This is a genomic window from Phaeobacter sp. BS52 (assembly GCF_045040595.1).
Lineage (GTDB): Bacteria > Pseudomonadota > Alphaproteobacteria > Rhodobacterales > Rhodobacteraceae > Phaeobacter > Phaeobacter piscinae.
The window spans coordinates 1,762,211-1,779,428 of the sequence record NZ_CP090662.1 but is presented as its reverse complement, the minus strand read 5'-3'; the positions used below and the strand labels follow the sequence as shown (position 1 = coordinate 1,779,428).

Genomic DNA, 17,218 nt, shown 5'->3' with positions numbered 1-17,218 from the left:
ACATACTAGAGCATATCAAGGACACCGAAATGACCCTTACACTGGATCAGGCCCGCAGCATCATTGATCACACCCGGGCGAAGGGCCGCGAGATGGCGCTTAAGCCGTTGTCGGTGGTCGTTCTGGACGCGGGCGGTCACGTGCTGGCGTTTGAACGTGAAGATGGTGCCGCTCCGGGGCGTTTTGCTATCGCGCATGGCAAGGCGTACGGCGCGGTGATGTTGGGCATGGCGGGCACAGCCCAGATGGCGCGGGCTGAGCAGCAGGCCTATTTCATGGCGGCCGTGAACGGTGTCTATGGTGGGCAGGTTGTGCCGGTTCCGGGCGGCGTTCTGCTGCGCAGTGAGGCGGGGGTCGTGATCGGTGCGGTTGGGGTTACCGGGGATACCTCCGACAATGACGCGGAGGCCGCGATGGCGGGCATTCGGGCCACCGGTCTGAACGGCGAGGCGTGATTGGTTTGCCCGACATCATGGGAGGTCGGGCAGGACGACAGGCCGCAGACGACATGACCGATGTGAAAGCTGCGGCGCATATGCAGCTTTTTACGGGCTGACGGCGGGTCGCGCCCTTAAGGGGAATTGCCACTCGCCGCAGCGTGGCTGTAGGATTGTCCTGATCCGGTCGTGCCGCCCGTAAGGGCGCATGACCGATGCCCAAACCGCTGAGGACAGAATGACACGCCCCAAAGTCGGCATTATTGGCAACTCCTATCTGATCAACGATGAATACCCGGCCCATGCCGGGGGGACCATGAACTCCGAGGCGGTGGCCGAGGTGGCGGGCTGCATGCCGCTGCTGATCCCCTCCGATCCCCGGTTCCTCTCGGTTGAGGAACTGCTGGAGAGTTTCGACGGTTTCCTGCTGACCGGCGGGCGACCGAACGTGCATCCAAATGAATACGGTGAGGCGGAAACCGATGCGCATGGCGCCTTTGACCGGGCGCGCGATGCCATCGCGTTGCCGCTGGTGCGGGCCTGTGTGGAGCGGGGGCAGCCGTTCCTTGGCATTTGCCGGGGGTTTCAGGAGGTGAATGTGGCCATGGGTGGCACTCTTTACCCGGAGATCCGTGACCTGCCGGGGCGCATGAACCACCGGATGCCGCCCGATGGTACGCTGGAGGAGAAATTCGCCATGCGCCATATCGTGGAGCTGAGCGAGGGCGGTGTGTTCCACCGATTGTTCGGTGCGCCTGAGGTGATGACCAATTCGCTGCATGGGCAGGGGATCAAGGCACCGGGCAACCGGATTGTGGTTGACGGAACTGCGCCTGACGGCACGCCTGAGGCGATCTATGTGAAAGACGCGCCCGGCTTTACCCTTGCGGTGCAATGGCACCCGGAATGGGACGCCGCCAATGATCCTGTGTCGCGGCCCTTGTTCACGGCCTTCGGGGATGCGGTGCGGGATTGGGCGGACGGGACCGGAGCGCGGGGCCATCGTCAAAGCGCCTGATGTGAGGCATCTGACGGCGCTGCTTCTGCTTGCGTTTGTATCAACAGGCACCGCGATGACGGTGCCTGTTGTCGTGTCAGGGAAGCCTTCTCAGACCAGAAGGTCAAACTCATGCATCAGCGGCAATTGCCGTGCGCGCTTGCCCGTGAGGTCAAAGAGAGCATTGGCCAGCGCAGGCGCGGCAGGCGGGGTGCCCGGTTCACCGGCTCCGCCCATTCGGGGCTGATTTTCCAGCAGGGTCACCTCAACCCGGGGCATCGTGTGCATGCGCAGCGCGTCATAGTCGGGGAAGTTCTCCTGCTCGACCGCGCCGCCATCAATGGTGATCTCCCCAAAACAGGCGGCTGACAAGCCGTAGACCATGCCGCCAAACATTTGCGCCCGGGTGTTCTTCGGGTCGATGACACGCCCCAGATCGGCAGCAATCCAGGCGTTGGTCATGCGAATCTGGCCCTCTTCATCGGCCACTTCGATCACCTGAGCGACCGGCGTGCCAAAGCTGTAGGCCATGGCGACCCCGCGGCCGATGCCGTCGGGTGTTTTGCCAGTCCAGCCGGACATGTCGCGCACGGTCTCCAGCACGTTGGCGGCGGGGGCCCATTCGGCGCGGGCCAATTCCAGCCGGAAGTCCAGCGGATCGCGGCCCGCCGCTTGGGCCATTTCGTCAATAATACTGTCGGAGAAGAACCCGTTGAACGACGCCCCGACCGAGCGCCAGAAACCAACCGGGAGCATGGGCGTGGCCAGATAGCCCTCAACCCGGAAGTTCGGGATCGCGAGCGGCTGGTTGAAGGCCGCGTCCACATGCCCCTTGTCCGGGCCGCTCATCGGCAGGCCCAGCATCCGGCCTGCGCCCTCAACCGTGGCGGATTGGGCGGCGATCTTGCCATGGACCATCACGGCCTTGCCATCTTTCACCGCCGCGCGGTAGCGGGCAACGGCACCGGGGCGGTAGACGTCGTGCGCCATGTCCTCCTCGCGGCTCCATGTCAGCTGCACCGGGGTATCGGGCATTTGCAGGGCGATCTGCACTGCACGGTCCGTGTAGTCGGTTTCGATCCGCCGCCCGAAGCCGCCGCCCAGATAGGTGGTATTCACCTCCACCGCGTCGGTGTCGAGCCCTGCCAAGGCTGCGGCGTTTTTCTGCACAATGGTTGGACCCTGATTGGGGGCCCAGATTTGCAAGCTGTCTCCGGAATAGAGCGCGGTGGCATTCATCGGCTCCATCGTGGCGTGGGCGAGGTAAGGCAACCGGTATTCAGCCTCGATCACGGTCGCGCCCTCTGGTAGCGCGTCCACATCGCCGTCATCACGCATGGTGGAATTTGGTGCGGCGCCAAAACTGCGAGCGATTTCCTCAAAGATGTCCTCTGTGGTCTCGGGGTAGGGGGCTGCCTCCCACGTGACGTCAATGGCATCGACGGCCTGCTGGGCAAGCCAGGTATTGCTGGCCACGACTGCAACCGCATCGCCAAGGTCAATGATCTTTTCGACACCGGCCATCCCATCGGTAGCGCTGGCGTCAAAGGCGGTTTTGCCAACGCCGAAATGCGGGCTTTGCCGGATGGCAGCAAATTTCATGCCGGGCAGGCGGACGTCGACGCCAAACTCTGCAGTACCGGTGGATTTGGCGACCATGTCGATGCGCGGCACGTCTTTGCCGATCAGACGCCATTCAGAGGCCGGGCGCAGATCCGCTTCAATCGGGGCAAGGGAGGCAGCGGCATTTGCAAGCGCGCTATAGGGCAGGCGGGCGCCGTCGGGAGCAATAACATGGCCGTCCTCGGTCGTGAGCTGATCGCGGCTGACGCCCAGCTGATCGGCGGCGGCCTGTTTCAGGGTTTCGCGGGCGCTGGCGCCAGCATGGCGCATCCGTTCAAACCCGTCCCGCATGGAGGAGGAGCCGCCGGTGACCTGCAGATCAAGAAACTTCGACATGTGGCCGACGATTTCGCCCAGCGAGTGCTGGAATTCGGAGGCATCATAGCCGCGACCGGGCAGCGCCTCGGACATCATGGCGCTGTTGTAATAGGCCTTGGCTGCCGGGCCATGCAGCACGGTGACCTTGCCGGGATCGACGTCCAACTCCTCCGCAATCAGGCTGGCCCATGCGGATTTCACACCCTGTCCCATTTCGGCCCGAGGCGCGATCAGCGTGACGCCGGACTGATCGACAAAGACAAAGGGGTTGAGCACCGCGCGCCCGTCCTCCTGTGCCAGCGGATTGGGGGCGGGCTGGTGGTATTTATAGGTGCCGAAGGCAACACCGCCGACGATGGCGGCAGAGCCGATGAGAAAGCTGCGGCGGGCAATTTTCTTGAGGCTGGCCATGAATCAGGCCTCCTTCATCATACTGGCGGCGTCGTGAATGGCGGCGCGGATACGCGGGTAGGTGCCGCAGCGGCAGAGGTTGCCCTGCATCGCCTCATCGATTTCTGTGTCACTGGGCGAGGGGTTTTCCGCCAACAGACTGGCGGCCTGCATGATCTGGCCGGACTGGCAGTAGCCACATTGGGCCACCTGATTGGCGACCCATGCCTTTTGCACAACGGCCATTGTGTCGGGTGTTCCGACCCCTTCGATTGTGGTGACATCGCCCCAGACGTCGGAGAGCGCCACCTGACAGGAGCGCACGGCCTCGCCATCGATATGCACCGTGCAGGCGCCGCAGGCCGCGACGCCGCAGCCGAATTTTGTGCCGGTAAGACCAATCTCATCCCGCAGCACCCACAGCAGGGGCACGTCGTCCGGCAGATCGACCTGATGAGAGGTTCCATTGATGCGAAGGGTGGTGGACATGGCGGGCTCTTTCTCGATTGGCTGACGTGGTGACATAATTGGCTTATTTTGTCAGGCTGTCAATTGACATAATTGAGGCGAAGTGTCAGAAGCGATTTCATGATCAAATCTTCCAGCGATCCGAAACAACGCGCCATTCTTGAAGCGGCCTGGGGGGGATTTGCGACCTACGGGTATCGCAAAACCTCAATGGACGACATTGCAAGGCGGGCGGGCATGTCGCGACCCGCGGTCTATCTGCACTTCAGAAACAAGGAGGCGATCCTGGAGGCGTTGATTGATGCGCATTATGCGGAGACTGCTGATCGGCTCCGTGCGGCGCTGACGTTGCAAGGCACAGCAGCGGCGCAACTGCTTGCGGCCTTTGAGGCGCAGGGCGGAGAGGCGATGGAAGCGATGTTGAACACGCCCCATGGGATGGAAGTGCTGGAAGCCAGCATGAGCAGCGCGGGGGACCGTATTTATGCAGGCGAGGCGCTCTTGCGGGATGTTTACGCGGCATGGCTGGCTGAGATGGCTGCGACGGGCACCATTCGTTTGACAGGCACGGCCGAAGAGGTCGCACGGACATTTTGCAGCGCGATGAAGGGCGTGAAACACACCTCTGCGGATTACGCCAGCTATCGCGCAGGTGTGCGTCAGCTGGCGCAGCTGTTTGCGGCGGGGCTGTCCCCGCGGTGAGGCAGACCAAGCAGGCCTGCCTCAGGGAGTGGCGTGTCAGAGCACGGTGCGCAGGTGCCAGAGTTCGGGGAAAAGTTCCACCTCAAGCATCCGTTTCAGGTAGCTTACACCACCAGTGCCGCCGGTGCCGCGCTTGAAACCGATGACGCGCTCGACCGTGGTCACGTGATTGAAGCGCCAGCGGCGGAAGTAATCTTCAAAATCCACCAGCTTTTCTGCCAGCTCGTAGAGGTCCCAATGTGCCTCGGTATTGCGGTAGACCTCGCACCAGGCGGCCTCGACCGCGGGATGGGGCGTGTAGGCCTCTGACAGGTCGCGGTTCAGCACCTCATCCGGCAGGTCGAAGCGCTGGCCAAGCGTCCGTAGCGCCACATCATAGAGCGAGGGCTTGCTCAGCTCTTCCTCCAACAGGGCCAGAATGTCGGGCCGGTGGGCGTGGGGGCGCAACATCGCCTTGTTGCGATTGCCGAGCATGAATTCGATCTGGCGGTACTGGTGCGACTGAAAGCCCGAGCTTTGCCCCAGCTCATCCCGAAAGGCGGTGTAATCGGAGGGTGTCATGGTGCGTAACACATCCCAGGCCGAATTCAGCTGTTCAAAGATACGGGCGACACGGGCAAGCATCTTGAATGCCTCATGCGGCTTGTCCGCTAGTAGGCGCGCACGCGCAGCGGTCAGCTCGTGAATGGCGAGACGCATCCAGAGTTCGGAGGTCTGATGCTGGATGATGAACAGCATCTCGTCATGGGTGTTGGTCCAGGTTTTCTGTGCGGTCAGCAGCGTGTCGAGCGACAGGTAGTCGCCATAGGACATGCGCCCGTCAAACGACATCTGCGCGCCTTCTTTGGCGGGATCATAGGGGATGGACATGGTAAGGCTCCTTGGTGTTCCGGTAGTGTATCAGATTGCGGGAACAGGAGCCTTTCTCGAATTGAGCGTGCCGCATTGGGCCAGGCGTCGCCACAGGGCGACCCAGCCAGCCGGACGGCACAGTGGCACGCGGTATGCGGGCAGAGCCATCATCAGGTGACGGCGTTGCGGGTCTTGTATTCGGCACTGTCCCACAGCGCGTTGGTCATCACATCCTCGATGATATCGACGGCGGCCCGGACATCGCCCTCATCAATGTAGAGAGGAGTAAAGCCAAAGCGCATGATGTCAGGCGCGCGGAAGTCACCGACCACGCCACGGGCAATGAGCGCCTGCATGGCGGCGTAACCCTCATGGAAGCGGAACGAGACCTGACTGCCACGGCCAGCGCCATCGCGAGGGGAGGCAAGGGTGAGATCGGGACAGCGGGCTTCGACCTCAGCGATGAACAGATCGCAAAGTTCAATCGACTTGGCGCGCACATCCGCCATATCGGCCATGTCCCAGATGTCCATCGACGCCTCAAGCGCGGCGAGTTGCAACACAGGGGGCGTGCCGACCCGCATCCGTTCGATGCCGTTGCCGGGTTTGTAGTTCAGGTCAAAATCAAACGGCGCGGCGTGCCCCAGCCAGCCGGACAGGGCCGGGCGGGCGGCATCTGCGTGGCGGGGGGCGACGTAGATGAAGGCGGGACCACCAGGGCCGCTGTTGAGGTATTTATAGGTGCAGCCGACCGCGAAATCCGCCTTGCAGCCAGCCAGATCCACCGGCAGCGCGCCTGCGGAATGGGCCAGATCCCAGACCGTTATAACCCCAGCGGCATGGGCCTGTTCTGTCAGCGCCTTCATGTCGTGTTTGCGCCCTGTGCGATAGTCCACTTCGGTCAGCATTAGCACCGCAATGTCATCGGTGATATGGGTGCTGACCTCTTCCGGCGCGACAACGCGCAGGGCATAGTCCGGGCCCAGCGATTTCACCAGCCCCTCAACCATATAGAGGTCGGAAGGGAAGTTGCCGCTGTCGGACAGCACCACCTTGCGGGTTGGGTTCAGCTCCAACGCCGAAGCGACGGCTTGGTAGACCTTGATCGACAGGGTGTCTCCCATCACCACGTGGCCCGGTTCGGCGCCGATCAAACGCGCAATCCGGTCGCCGATGGCGGTGGGTTTCTGCATCCAACCGGCCTTGTTCCAGCCGGTGATCAGCATCTCGCCCCATTCGTCCTCAATCGTGCTGCGCACCCGTTCTGCGGTGGCGCGGGGCATTGGCCCGAGAGAGTTGCCATCGAGGTAGATCATCCCTTCCGGCAGGGAGAACATGGCCTTGGTCGCGGCAAAATCGGTCATCTGAACCTCGTGAGCATGGGTGATCTGGCGGTCAGCATATTTTATGCTTAAAGTTTCTGGAGTGCTATCGCATCGTGCCGCCCCTGTCCAGAGATAGGATCCAGGATCCCCGCTCTGGGCGCCACCCGGCTGTGGCTCGGGAATGCCCAACTCGGTGCGTTTGCGCTTGGACAGGCCTGCGGTGACGAGACGATAGGACAGGCTGATCTGCTCTTTCAGTTCCGTGTCGCTCAGGCCGGGATCCTTGAAATGCTGCAGCCATTTCATCCCGCGCGACGCCAGATAGGGCGCCGGGCGGACGCCCGGACGCTCTTGCAGGATCTCAAAGGCGATGTCGCCGGTCTTGAAGGTAAACGCGTCTTTGCCATCAGCCCAGCCGCAGATGGCAAAAACTTTGCCCCCTGCCTTCCACACGTCGGCATTGCCCCATTGGACCACATGGGACGTGGCGGCAAAGCTGGCGCAGAACGCGTTGAACTCTTCCCGTGTCATCAGGTTTGCCCGTCGGCAATCTCAATTGTCTGCCCGTTGATCGACTGTGAGCCGGGACCGCAAAGCCACAGCAGCGCTGCGGCCACCTCATCGGGCAGAATCAGGCGTTTGTGACGATTGGCGGAAACCATGATCTTCAGTGCATCTTCCTCACTGACGCCCGCGCGCTGAGAGATTGAGGTTACGTTCCGGTCGATGATCGGGGTATCGACGTAGCCGGGGCAGAGGGCGTTGAAGGTATAAGGCGTGCCCAGATAATCCTCGCTCAGCGAGCGTGTCAGGCCGATAAGCCCATGTTTGCTGGCCGAATAGCATGGCGCGCCTTGCAGGCCACGCAGGCCCGCGATGGAAGAGACGGTGACGACGCGGCCCCAGTCGGTCTGGCGCATGGATTTCATGGATTCGCGGATCGTCAAAAAGGCGCCGTCCAGATTGGTGGCCATCATATTGCGCCAGAACTCCATCGACATCTTGTGCAGGGCCTTGCCCTCGGCGATGCCAGCATTGGGCACGCAGATCTGGATCGGCCCGCGGGCGGCAGTGGCGGTGTCGATCTTGGCGATGACATCCGCCTCGTCACGGACATCCATCGCCAGCGGATGCAGCCCGTCGGTTGCAACCTCCTCCAGAACCTCTTGCCTGCGTCCGGTGATGGTGACCTCTGCACCTTCTGCGGCCAGCGCCTGTGCCATCGCCAGGCCAATGCCGGTACCGCCGCCGGTGATCAACGCGTGTTTTCCCTTGAGTGTCATGGCCTTGCTCCGCTGTTGGGTGTTGGTGTTCTTTGCCGGGATATCTCCCGGCTGTGAGAAGAGCCTAACCGCCGCGCGAAGGCAGGCAAGATCTCCGTTCCGTCACTTTGTCGGGGATTTCAGGGGCAGGGGGATTTTGCCGTTTTGACCACCTCCGAGAGATTGTTTACATAAATATTCCAATGTGTGAATGTCATGCCAAAGGTGGCGACAGGCCCCCGTTGCAGATGGAGGATAACATGAAAACTCTGGCCCTTGGCCTCTTGGCCGCGCTGATATCGCCCGCAGCTGCGCTGGCGAGCGAAGATATCGCCGATCAATACCCCCAGTCCGAGCTGTATTCCAAACCTGTGGAGGTGATCCCGCAGGTATTTTCCGCTATCGGGGCGACCGCACCGCCAACCTACGAAAACGCAGGTCACAACAATAATCTCAGTTTTGTCGTGACGGATCAGGGCGTTGTCGTCATCAATGCGGGCGCGTCGGACGCGCTGGCGGCTGCGCTGCATGCGGAGATCAAAGCGCTGACCGATCAGCCGGTGGTGCTGGTGATCAATGAAAATGGTCAGGGCCATGCGATGCTGGGCAATGGCTATTGGCGCGATCAGGGCGTGGATGTTCTGGCCCATATGGAGGCCACGGCAGAGGTCAAAGAGAACGGCCATTTCATCCTGCAAGGCATGCAGAGCTACAATAAGGACCGCGCGGGCGCGACACGGATTGAGCCTGCCAACCTCAGCTTTGAGGATCGCTATGATCTGTCGCTGGGGGGCGTCGATTTTCAGATCCTGCATCTGGGCCCGGCCCATGATCCTGGCGATACTCAGGTCTGGATTCCGCAGTGGGGAATGTTGATCGCCGGGGATATCGCGTTTCACGAGCGGATGCTGCCGATTTTTGAACATACCTGCACCAGTTGCTGGATTGAGACTTGGCAGGAAAAGTTGGAACCACTGGATCCAACCTATGTGATCCCCGGTCACGGCCATCCGACCAATTTCGATCAGGTGCGGCGCTACACGCTGGACTACCTCGTAGATCTGCGCAGCAAGATTGGTGCCCATATCGAAGAGGGCGGCGATCTGGCGTCGGCTTATTACGTGGATCAGGCCCGCTGGCAGCAGCTTGATACCTTTGAGGAATTGGCGACCAAGAACGCCGGTCGCGTCTATGAGGAAATGGAGTGGGAATAGCCGCAGGGGGTCTGTCGCTTTGGCCATTGACGCTCTTGTGACCGGTGATTGGCGCCGTCTGCGCTGATCACCCGTTTGGGCATGCCAAAGTATACGTGGCTATCCACAACGATTTGTGCAGGATCATGCCGCAAATGGAACGGATTCGCCGTTTCACGACCATTCAGGGCAATTTGTCCTTATCCTTCGGAGGAGCGCTCCGAAGGGTGGACCTTCTGGCCTCATAAGGGAAAACTGCCGCTGATGCGCATCAAATCGGACAAGGATCACCCGGAGTGTCGCCTGCAATGAAATGGATCGACGTGCCTCCGGTGTGGCTGTTGGGCTTTGCGGTGCTGGCCTGGTGCCAGGCCCGGTTTCTGCCGTTGGGGCTTGAATTCTCGGGGGGCGCAATCGGCGCGTTTGTGGGGTTTCTCAGCGGTGTGCTGATCGGCGGGGGGATCGTTTTGATGCTGCTGGCGGTGACGGAACTGCGGCGCCAGAAGACAACGCTTCACCCGCATGGGCAGCCCAGCCAGCTGGTGCAATCTGGCATTTTCAAACGCAGTCGCAATCCGATTTATCTCGGTGATTGCCTGTTGCTGCTGGGGCTGATCCTGCGGTTCGATGCGGTGCTGTCGCTGGCGCTGCTGCCGATTTTCGTTTGGGTGCTGGAGCGGCGGTTCATTCTGCCGGAAGAAAACCGGTTGCGCAGGCAGTTTCGCGCGGACTGGGCGCGGTATGAACAGAAGACACGGCGATGGCTGTGATGGATTTGCGGCACCGCGGCAATCCGTTGCGGCGACGCAGCGAAACTGTTGCGCAAAAATGTTGCGCAATGTAGTCAAAATATTTGCGATACGTGCTCAGCGAGTCTGGCGCGGGGACAATGAGGGGGACCGACAAGGTGAAAATAGGCACGCCAAAAGAAGTATTTGACGGCGAGGCGCGGGTTGCGATGACCCCGGACTCTGCGGTTCAACTGCAAAAGCTGGGCTATACCTGTGCGATCGAGACCGGCGCAGGCGCGGCGGCTGGGTTTGCAGATGCCACATATGAGGCTGTTGGCGTTGAGATCGTCAAAACACCGGCCGCCCTGTGGAAAGCGGCGGATATCGTGGCCAAGGTGCGCCAGCCGACTGAAACGGAACTGAAGCGGATGACAGCGGGCAAGACGCTGATTTCCTTCTTCAATCCGGGCGGCAATGAGGCCGGTATGGAGCTTGCACGCTCCAAGGGCGCCAACGTGATCGCGATGGAAATGGTGCCGCGGATTTCCCGCGCGCAGAAGATGGACGCCCTGTCCTCCATGGCCAATATCGCGGGCTATCGCGCGGTGATCGAGGCGGGGAATAACTTTGGCCGGTTCTTTACCGGTCAGATCACGGCGGCGGGCAAGGTGCCCCCGGCCAAGGTTTTGGTTGTCGGGGCCGGTGTTGCCGGTCTGGCGGCCATCGGGGCATCCACCAGCCTTGGCGCGATCACCTATGCCTTTGACGTGCGCCCTGAAGTGGCCGAGCAAGTCGAAAGCATGGGCGCAGAGTTCGTTTACCTTGATTTTGAGGAAAGCCAGCAGGACGGTGCGGCAACCGGCGGTTACGCAGCTGTCTCCAGCCCCGAGTTCCGCGAGGCCCAACTGGCCAAGTTCCGCGAATTGGCCCCTGATGTTGATATCGTCATCACCACCGCGCTGATCCCCAACCGCGAGGCCCCCAAGCTGTGGCTTGAGGATATGGTCGCGGCGATGAAGCCTGGATCCGTTATCATTGACCTTGCAGCTGAAAAGGGCGGCAATGTCGAAGGCACGGTGATGGACGAGAAGGTCGTGACCGAAAACGGCGTAACCATCATCGGCTATACCGATTTCCCCAGCCGCATGGCGGCGCAGGCTTCGACGCTTTATGCCACCAACATTCGTCACATGATGACTGACCTGACGCCCGAAAAGGACGGTCAGATCAATCACGACATGGAAGACGATGTGATCCGTGGCGCGACTGTGACCTTCGAGAAGGAAATCACCTTCCCGCCGCCACCGCCCAAGGTGCAGGCCATCGCGGCCCAGCCGAAGAAAGAGGTGAAGGAGCTGACGCCCGAAGAGAAGCGGGAGCAGGAAGTCGAAGCCTTCAAGCAGCAGACCAAGAACCAAGTCACCCTGCTGGCTGTCGGCGGTGCTTTGGTGCTGTTCGTTGGGCTGTTTGCGCCCGCCAGCTTCATGCAGCACTTCATCGTGTTTGCGTTGGCCTGTTTTGTGGGCTTTCAGGTGATCTGGGGTGTTGCCCACTCGCTGCATACGCCGCTGATGGCTGTCACCAATGCGATTTCCTCGATCATCATCCTTGGGGCGCTGATGCAGATCGGATCGGGATCATTCCTGGTGATCTTCCTCGCGGCAGTGTCGGTATTCATGGCCGGGATCAATATCTTCGGCGGTTTCCTCGTCACCCGGCGCATGCTTGCCATGTTCCAGAAATCTTAAGGAGGCCGGGATTATGGACTTTGGCTTTACAACTGCCGCCTATGTGGTTGCGGCTGTTCTCTTCATCCTGTCGCTGGGCGGCCTGAGCGGGCAGGAAAGCGCAAAGCGCGCGGTCTGGTACGGCATTGCGGGTATGGCGCTGGCGGTGCTGGCAACCTTGATTGGGCCGGGTGCTGGTCTGTGGCTGTTGTCGATCCTCTTGATCGCTGCAGGCGGCCTCATCGGCTACTATGTCGCCAAACGTGTGCAGATGACCGAAATGCCACAACTGGTGGCGGCGATGCACTCGCTGGTGGGTCTTGCAGCGGTTTTTGTGGGCTTCATCGCCCATATTGAGCTGGGTCGCGTTCTGGCGATGGATGACACCGCCAAGAAGGCGCTTGAGGGTTTTGGCGCGCTGCTGGCCAAGAAAGACGGTGTTGAGATCGCGATCCTGCGGGTTGAGCTGTTTCTTGGTGTCTTCATCGGGGCTGTGACCTTTACCGGGTCGGTGATTGCCTATGGCAAGCTGGCGGGCAAAGTGTCTTCGGCGGCGACCAAATTGCCCGGCGGGCATATGCTGAACGCCGGTGCGGCCGGGCTCTCGCTGATCTGCCTGATCTGGTATTTCAACACTGGCGGCCTCTTCCCGCTGTTCCTGATGACTCTGGCGGCACTGTTCATCGGCTACCACCTGATCATGGGCATTGGCGGCGCCGATATGCCGGTGGTTGTCTCGATGCTGAACAGCTACTCCGGCTGGGCGGCGGCAGCGATTGGTTTCTCGCTCGGCAATGATCTGTTGATCGTGGTTGGCGCGCTGGTTGGCTCCTCCGGTGCGATCCTCAGTTACATCATGTGTAAGGCGATGAACCGCAGCTTTGTCTCGGTGATCCTTGGTGGCTTTGGTGGCACTGCAGGCCCGGCGATGGAAATCGACGGTGAGCAGATCGCAATCGAGGCAGATGGCGTGGCTACCGCGCTGGATGAGGCCGACTCTGTAGTGATCATCCCCGGCTACGGCATGGCAGTGGCGCAGGCCCAGCAGAATGTGGCGGAACTGACCCGCCGTCTGCGGGCCAAGGGCAAAAACGTGCGATTTGCGATCCACCCGGTTGCAGGACGTCTGCCCGGTCACATGAACGTGCTCTTGGCGGAAGCGAAGGTACCCTATGATATCGTGCTGGAAATGGACGAGATCAACGAGGATTTCCCGGAAACCGACGTGGCGATTGTCATTGGCTCCAACGACATCGTGAACCCAGCGGCACAGGAAGACCCCAATTCGCCGATCGCTGGCATGCCGGTGCTGGAATGCTGGAAAGCGAAACAAGTCTTTGTCTCCAAACGCGGTCAGGGCACCGGTTATTCCGGGATCGAGAACCCGCTGTTCTTCAAGGAAAACACGCGGATGTTCTATGGCGATGCCAAGACCAGCCTTGACAAGCTGCTGACCATGATCGGCTGACTGTTCGGCTCATCGCTGCACACACTGAAAGAGCGCTCCTGACGGGGCGCTCTTTTTTGTTGGCCAATGCGGACTGGGGCCTGTGCTATCATAGGGCAGCCGAGGAGGATGATATGGAAAAGGCCCAAGGCATAGGTGGCGTGTTCTTCCGCGCCAAAGACCCAGAAGCGCTCAGCCGATGGTACAATGACCATCTGGGAATTGACCCCGTTGGGGGGACACCCTGGATGCAGGGAGGCGGCTATACTGTCTTTGCCCCGTTTGCTGAGGACACCGACTATTTCGGAGACACAAGCAAACAGTGGATGATCAATTTCCGGGTAACGGATCTGGCGGCGATGATCGCGCAGTTGCAGGCGGCGGATATCTCGGTGGAGACACGGCCGGAGTGGGACGGTGAGATCGGCTATTTCGCGCGGCTGCACGACCCTGAGGGCAATCCGATAGAATTGTGGCAGCCGATTGGGCGGGCTGCAGATACCGCTTGAGCTGGAGTGTACTCCAGCCGCTAGGGTGTCCCGACTCACCCATGGTGGGTGGGCAGCAAGAGAGACGTGCATGAAGATTTCAGACGTGGCGATGGCCACTGGCCTGAGCGTGGATACCCTGCGCTTTTACGAGAAGATCGGGCTGATAGACCCGCCCGCGCGGGATGCCGCCGGGCGGCGGGTCTATGACCGCGATATCCTCGGCTGGATCCGTTTTCTGGGGCAGTTGAACGCCACAGGAATGAAGCAGGCGGACCGCGTCCGCTATGCCAGATTACGGGCAAAGGGGCGGGAAACACTGGCCGAACGGCGCGAAATGCTGGAAGCCCACCGTGAGGTGATCCGCCGCCAGCTGGCGCAGCTTCATGACACGCTTGCCCTGATGGATCGTAAGGTGGCGATCTACCATGACCTGGAAAAGGACAGCGCAGATGTCTGACGCATTGACCAATGGCCGCAAGCTGCTGGCAGAGATGAACCCGAATCTGGAAGCGATCCTGGCAGAGCGCTACGATGCACATTTGCCGGGAATGGCAGAGAGCTTGGTGGAATGGGCCTATGGGCGCCATTACGCGCGTGAGGGCCTGGACCTGCGCACACGGCAGCTCTGTACAATTGCCGCGCTGACGGCGCTTGGCGGTCAGACCACGCCGCAGTTGAAGATAAATATCGCTCATACCCGTGCGGCGGGCGCAAGTGAGGCGGAGATTCTGGAGGTGATTTGGCAGATGGCGGTTTATGGCGGGATGCCTGCGGCCATCAATGGTTTGAATGCGGCGATTGAGGTGTTTGAGGCGGCATAATGCCCTCGTCTGGCGTCGGGCTTGCCTCGATTGTATACGGTTGTATCCAGTTAAGGCATTGAAATAACGTAATTCTTTACAGGTCAACTTGCCTCCGCTAACCTGTGGTCTGCCGCTCAGGGAGACCACAGATGCCGCCAATCCAAGACCACCCGCTGCGTTACCAGCTGGCAAATGAGCTGCACGCCCGCCCGTTCCCAACGATGAGCAATCCGTCGACGGTGATCTATCTTGCGATCAAGCAGCCGCAGGAGGCGGTGCACCGCGACCGCAGCCGGGATCTTGCCCATCTCATTGAGCTACTGGACCGGCACGGGGTGCCGCATCCGAAACCGGGTGCGACACATCATTCCGCGCAGCTGGGGCGCCATACCCTGAAATGGGAACAGCATACCGAGTTCGTGTCTTACACGCTGTATTTCGATGGCATCAGCGAGCGGCCCTACGATCCTGCGGATTTCGATGTGTTCCCGTCTGATTGGCTGTCCGAGGCGCCGGGGCAGCGGATCACCTCGCTGATGCTGCGGATCCTGCCGCGCGGCGAGGTTGCGGATGTACGCCGGGCGCTGACCGATTGGTTTGTGCCTGAGAGCCTGGCCGTTGCGCGGGTGCTGGATGACAGTTGTGTGGTGGCTGGGGATTTCCGTATCGACCCGGCAGGTCACATGCGGTTCGCCGTTTTTCCGAACACGGAGACGGGCGCACAGCGGATTGGCCGGGTGGTGCAGCGTCTTTGCGAGATCGAAACCTATCGCGCCATGTCGATGCTGGGGTTTTCGCGGGCGCGTGGCCTCAGCCCCACCATCGGGGCGCTGGATACCCATCTGAGTGAGATGATGGTGGAGATGACCGGCGACCGCATGCCTGCCGAACAGACGCTGTCACAGCTGTTGATCGTCTCGGCTGAGTTGGAAGCGATGGCGGCGCAGGCGGCGTTCCGCTTTGGGGCGACAGGGGCCTATGATGCGCTGGTCAACCAGCGCATTGCCCTGCTGCGGGAGGCGCGATTTGAAGGGTATCAAACCTTTGCCGAGTTTATGCTGCGCCGGTTTGAACCGGCCATGCGGACCGTAAAATCAACAGAGGGACGGCTGGCCACATTGGCGGATCGCGCGCGGCGGGCAGGGGAGTTGCTGCGAACCCGCGTCGATGTAGAACGCTCCGCACAGAACCAGGCGCTACTGGAAAGCATGGACCGCCGCGCAGATATGGCGCTGCGGCTGCAACATACGGTGGAGGGGCTGTCTGTGGTGGCGATCAGCTACTATGCGGTGTCACTGGCGTCCTATGCGCTCTATCCCCTTGCCGCGGTTCTGGGCCTCAGCAAGGGGATGATGACGGCAGCGCTTACTCTGCCGGTTGTACTGATGGTGTGGCTCGCTGTGCGCCAGATCCGGAAGCGGCTGCATTGAGCCAGGCATTTGCGGCCAGGCCACCTGCGGCAATCGACGCCAGTGCCAGCACCGCAGCCAGGCTGAGTGTCGGAATACCAGCGAGGCCTGCGCCAACGGTGCACCCGCCTGCAAGAACACCGCCAACGCCCATCAGTACAGCGCCGCTGAGGTAGCGGCCAGTCTGGCGCGGGCTCTCAAAGCTTTGCCACTGAAAACTGCCACTCAGCAGCGCGGCGACCAGTGCGCCGATTAGCACGCCACCGACCAGACCCGTACCAAAACCAGCCGGTACGGCGCTGGACGCCAGCGTGTAGAACAGGGTCTCGGCTGATGGCGCGGTGAAGGAGAGGCTTTCCATCGCGATGGGGTCAAATTCGTCGTACAGCACATAGCCAGTGCCCACCCAGGCAAGAGGCACCAGCGCGCCAATCAGTGCCCCGCCGAGCAGTGGAAGCGCGCGATTGCCGGAGCGCAGGGCCAGGACCAGCGCAGCAGCAGCGACCAAGGTGGCAACCACCAAGGGCGCACCGGTCAGTGTCGCCAGTGAGGCATAGTCGCCGACCGGCAAGGTTACGCCGCCAATCCAAGTGCGGAGCGGAGCCAGCACGCCCTTAAGTGTCGCATGGGCGACAATGGCGAAAGTCACAATCACCACCAGGGCGCGCAGATTGCCGCTGCCGGTCAGCACCATCAGCCGGGAGACACAGCCGCGTGTCAGCACCATGCCTGAGCACCGAACATCAACCCGCCTAGGACCACCGCTGCCACGGGCAGATCGGCCACCATCAGGCGGTGTTCACCAAAGCTGATCCAGCCAAGCGCCACAGCGGCTTGGGTGCCAAGAACCGCAACTGCGAGCGCCATTGCCCAGACACCAGCGGCTTGACGGCGATCCGCGCCGACTACAGCACGGCGAAAACAAAACCGGGTCAGCTGCGCCAGCCCTCCAAAGAGGATCCCGACACCAAGGGCAAACAGGACCGAAACCGCACGGGCGGTGGTGTCTTCAAAGCCAAGTGTTTCGAACATATGCGGTCTCC

General features: G+C 61.1%; 16 protein-coding genes and 2 pseudogenes. 11 read left to right on the top strand and 7 right to left on the bottom strand.

Annotation, left to right across the window (positions count from 1 at the left end; all coding sequences use genetic code 11):
- The first annotated feature begins 29 nt into the window (after positions 1–29).
- Both L0Z65_RS08655 and L0Z65_RS08650 read left to right on the top strand, forming a co-directional pair.
- The gene (locus L0Z65_RS08655; RefSeq protein ID WP_040174154.1) at positions 30–455 is read left to right on the top strand and encodes a heme-binding protein; all 426 of its coding nucleotides are present in this window, start codon (positions 30–32) and stop codon (positions 453–455) included.
- A gap of 220 nt (positions 456–675) precedes the next feature.
- Positions 676–1,455 (top strand): gamma-glutamyl-gamma-aminobutyrate hydrolase family protein, encoded by a 780-nt coding sequence (locus L0Z65_RS08650; RefSeq protein WP_040174153.1) that lies wholly within the window; start codon positions 676–678, stop codon positions 1,453–1,455.
- A 90-nt stretch (positions 1,456–1,545) separates the two neighbouring features.
- On the opposite strand, the gene L0Z65_RS08645 is transcribed toward L0Z65_RS08650, so the two are convergent.
- Together L0Z65_RS08645 and L0Z65_RS08640 are read right to left on the bottom strand one after the other, a co-directional pair.
- On the bottom strand, positions 1,546–3,786 hold the full coding sequence (locus L0Z65_RS08645) for a molybdopterin cofactor-binding domain-containing protein (RefSeq protein WP_405112393.1): 2,241 nt from the start codon (positions 3,784–3,786) through the stop codon (positions 1,546–1,548).
- A 3-nt stretch (positions 3,787–3,789) separates the two neighbouring features.
- Positions 3,790–4,254, bottom strand: coding sequence for a (2Fe-2S)-binding protein (locus tag L0Z65_RS08640; protein ID WP_405112390.1), 465 nt, complete (start codon positions 4,252–4,254; stop codon positions 3,790–3,792).
- Positions 4,255–4,353: 99 nt separating this feature from the next.
- On the opposite strand from L0Z65_RS08640, the gene L0Z65_RS08635 reads away from it, so the two are divergent.
- On the top strand, positions 4,354–4,935 hold the full coding sequence (locus L0Z65_RS08635) for a TetR/AcrR family transcriptional regulator (protein WP_405112387.1): 582 nt from the start codon (positions 4,354–4,356) through the stop codon (positions 4,933–4,935).
- Positions 4,936–4,971: 36 nt separating this feature from the next.
- Here the strand turns inward: L0Z65_RS08635 and kynA are convergent, their stop codons facing one another.
- The 4 genes and pseudogenes from kynA to L0Z65_RS08615 all read right to left on the bottom strand — a co-directional run bounded on the left by kynA (position 4,972) and on the right by L0Z65_RS08615 (position 8,395).
- Positions 4,972–5,805 carry a tryptophan 2,3-dioxygenase gene (gene kynA / locus L0Z65_RS08630; RefSeq protein WP_405112384.1) on the bottom strand — a complete coding sequence of 278 codons (834 nt, stop codon included), beginning with the start codon at positions 5,803–5,805 and terminating at the stop codon, positions 4,972–4,974.
- A gap of 152 nt (positions 5,806–5,957) precedes the next feature.
- The gene (kynU, locus tag L0Z65_RS08625) at positions 5,958–7,151 is read right to left on the bottom strand and encodes a kynureninase (protein ID WP_405112504.1); all 1,194 of its coding nucleotides are present in this window, start codon (positions 7,149–7,151) and stop codon (positions 5,958–5,960) included.
- Positions 7,152–7,349: 198 nt separating this feature from the next.
- A pseudogene (locus L0Z65_RS08620) lies at positions 7,350–7,643 on the bottom strand (MmcQ/YjbR family DNA-binding protein); the annotation flags it as partial.
- A complete protein-coding gene (locus L0Z65_RS08615; protein WP_405112381.1) occupies positions 7,643–8,395 on the bottom strand; it encodes an SDR family NAD(P)-dependent oxidoreductase in 753 nt (250 codons plus the stop codon). The pseudogene L0Z65_RS08620 and the gene L0Z65_RS08615, both read right to left, overlap by 1 nt.
- 239 nt (positions 8,396–8,634) lie before the next feature.
- On the opposite strand from L0Z65_RS08615, the gene L0Z65_RS08610 reads away from it, so the two are divergent.
- The 8 genes from L0Z65_RS08610 to L0Z65_RS08575 all read left to right on the top strand — a co-directional run bounded on the left by L0Z65_RS08610 (position 8,635) and on the right by L0Z65_RS08575 (position 16,196).
- The gene (locus L0Z65_RS08610) at positions 8,635–9,588 is read left to right on the top strand and encodes an MBL fold metallo-hydrolase (protein WP_405112378.1); all 954 of its coding nucleotides are present in this window, start codon (positions 8,635–8,637) and stop codon (positions 9,586–9,588) included.
- Between the two features lie 287 nt (positions 9,589–9,875).
- Positions 9,876–10,337: an isoprenylcysteine carboxylmethyltransferase family protein gene (locus tag L0Z65_RS08605; protein ID WP_040174139.1), complete on the top strand. Its 462-nt coding sequence runs from the start codon at positions 9,876–9,878 to the stop codon at positions 10,335–10,337.
- A 137-nt stretch (positions 10,338–10,474) separates the two neighbouring features.
- On the top strand, positions 10,475–12,046 hold the full coding sequence (locus tag L0Z65_RS08600) for a Re/Si-specific NAD(P)(+) transhydrogenase subunit alpha (protein ID WP_102898243.1): 1,572 nt from the start codon (positions 10,475–10,477) through the stop codon (positions 12,044–12,046).
- Between the two features lie 13 nt (positions 12,047–12,059).
- Positions 12,060–13,493: an NAD(P)(+) transhydrogenase (Re/Si-specific) subunit beta gene (locus tag L0Z65_RS08595; RefSeq protein WP_405112375.1), complete on the top strand. Its 1,434-nt coding sequence runs from the start codon at positions 12,060–12,062 to the stop codon at positions 13,491–13,493.
- Positions 13,494–13,606: 113 nt separating this feature from the next.
- A complete protein-coding gene (locus L0Z65_RS08590) occupies positions 13,607–13,981 on the top strand; it encodes a VOC family protein (RefSeq protein ID WP_096788883.1) in 375 nt (124 codons plus the stop codon).
- Between the two features lie 70 nt (positions 13,982–14,051).
- Positions 14,052–14,420: a MerR family transcriptional regulator gene (locus tag L0Z65_RS08585; RefSeq protein WP_405112371.1), complete on the top strand. Its 369-nt coding sequence runs from the start codon at positions 14,052–14,054 to the stop codon at positions 14,418–14,420.
- A complete protein-coding gene (locus L0Z65_RS08580; RefSeq protein ID WP_102897339.1) occupies positions 14,413–14,784 on the top strand; it encodes a carboxymuconolactone decarboxylase family protein in 372 nt (123 codons plus the stop codon). Before L0Z65_RS08585 ends, L0Z65_RS08580 begins: the two co-directional genes overlap by 8 nt.
- Positions 14,785–14,915: 131 nt before the next feature.
- The gene (locus tag L0Z65_RS08575; protein ID WP_405112368.1) at positions 14,916–16,196 is read left to right on the top strand and encodes a DUF3422 family protein; all 1,281 of its coding nucleotides are present in this window, start codon (positions 14,916–14,918) and stop codon (positions 16,194–16,196) included.
- On the opposite strand, the pseudogene L0Z65_RS08570 reads toward L0Z65_RS08575, so the two are convergent.
- Positions 16,132–17,207: pseudogene (locus tag L0Z65_RS08570) on the bottom strand (YeeE/YedE family protein). The gene L0Z65_RS08575 and the pseudogene L0Z65_RS08570 overlap by 65 nt on opposite strands.
- Between the last annotated feature and the right edge of the window lie 11 nt (positions 17,208–17,218).

Excerpts from the sequence above, each read along its gene's own strand:
- L0Z65_RS08575 (WP_405112368.1), top strand. The coding sequence starts at position 14,916 with ATGCCGCCAATCCAAGACCACCCGCTGCGTTACCAGCTGGCAAATGAG.
- L0Z65_RS08615 (WP_405112381.1), bottom strand. The coding sequence starts at position 8,395 with ATGACACTCAAGGGAAAACACGCGTTGATCACCGGCGGCGGTACCGGC.
- L0Z65_RS08645 (WP_405112393.1), bottom strand. The coding sequence starts at position 3,786 with ATGGCCAGCCTCAAGAAAATTGCCCGCCGCAGCTTTCTCATCGGCTCT.
- L0Z65_RS08590 (WP_096788883.1), top strand. The coding sequence starts at position 13,607 with ATGGAAAAGGCCCAAGGCATAGGTGGCGTGTTCTTCCGCGCCAAAGAC.
- L0Z65_RS08585 (WP_405112371.1), top strand. The coding sequence starts at position 14,052 with ATGAAGATTTCAGACGTGGCGATGGCCACTGGCCTGAGCGTGGATACC.
- L0Z65_RS08640 (WP_405112390.1), bottom strand. The coding sequence starts at position 4,254 with ATGTCCACCACCCTTCGCATCAATGGAACCTCTCATCAGGTCGATCTG.
- kynA (WP_405112384.1), bottom strand. The coding sequence starts at position 5,805 with ATGTCCATCCCCTATGATCCCGCCAAAGAAGGCGCGCAGATGTCGTTT.
- kynU (WP_405112504.1), bottom strand. The coding sequence starts at position 7,151 with ATGACCGATTTTGCCGCGACCAAGGCCATGTTCTCCCTGCCGGAAGGG.
- L0Z65_RS08635 (WP_405112387.1), top strand. The coding sequence starts at position 4,354 with ATGATCAAATCTTCCAGCGATCCGAAACAACGCGCCATTCTTGAAGCG.
- L0Z65_RS08605 (WP_040174139.1), top strand. The coding sequence starts at position 9,876 with ATGAAATGGATCGACGTGCCTCCGGTGTGGCTGTTGGGCTTTGCGGTG.
- L0Z65_RS08610 (WP_405112378.1), top strand. The coding sequence starts at position 8,635 with ATGAAAACTCTGGCCCTTGGCCTCTTGGCCGCGCTGATATCGCCCGCA.
- L0Z65_RS08655 (WP_040174154.1), top strand. The coding sequence starts at position 30 with ATGACCCTTACACTGGATCAGGCCCGCAGCATCATTGATCACACCCGG.
- L0Z65_RS08580 (WP_102897339.1), top strand. The coding sequence starts at position 14,413 with ATGTCTGACGCATTGACCAATGGCCGCAAGCTGCTGGCAGAGATGAAC.
- L0Z65_RS08595 (WP_405112375.1), top strand. The coding sequence starts at position 12,060 with ATGGACTTTGGCTTTACAACTGCCGCCTATGTGGTTGCGGCTGTTCTC.
- L0Z65_RS08650 (WP_040174153.1), top strand. The coding sequence starts at position 676 with ATGACACGCCCCAAAGTCGGCATTATTGGCAACTCCTATCTGATCAAC.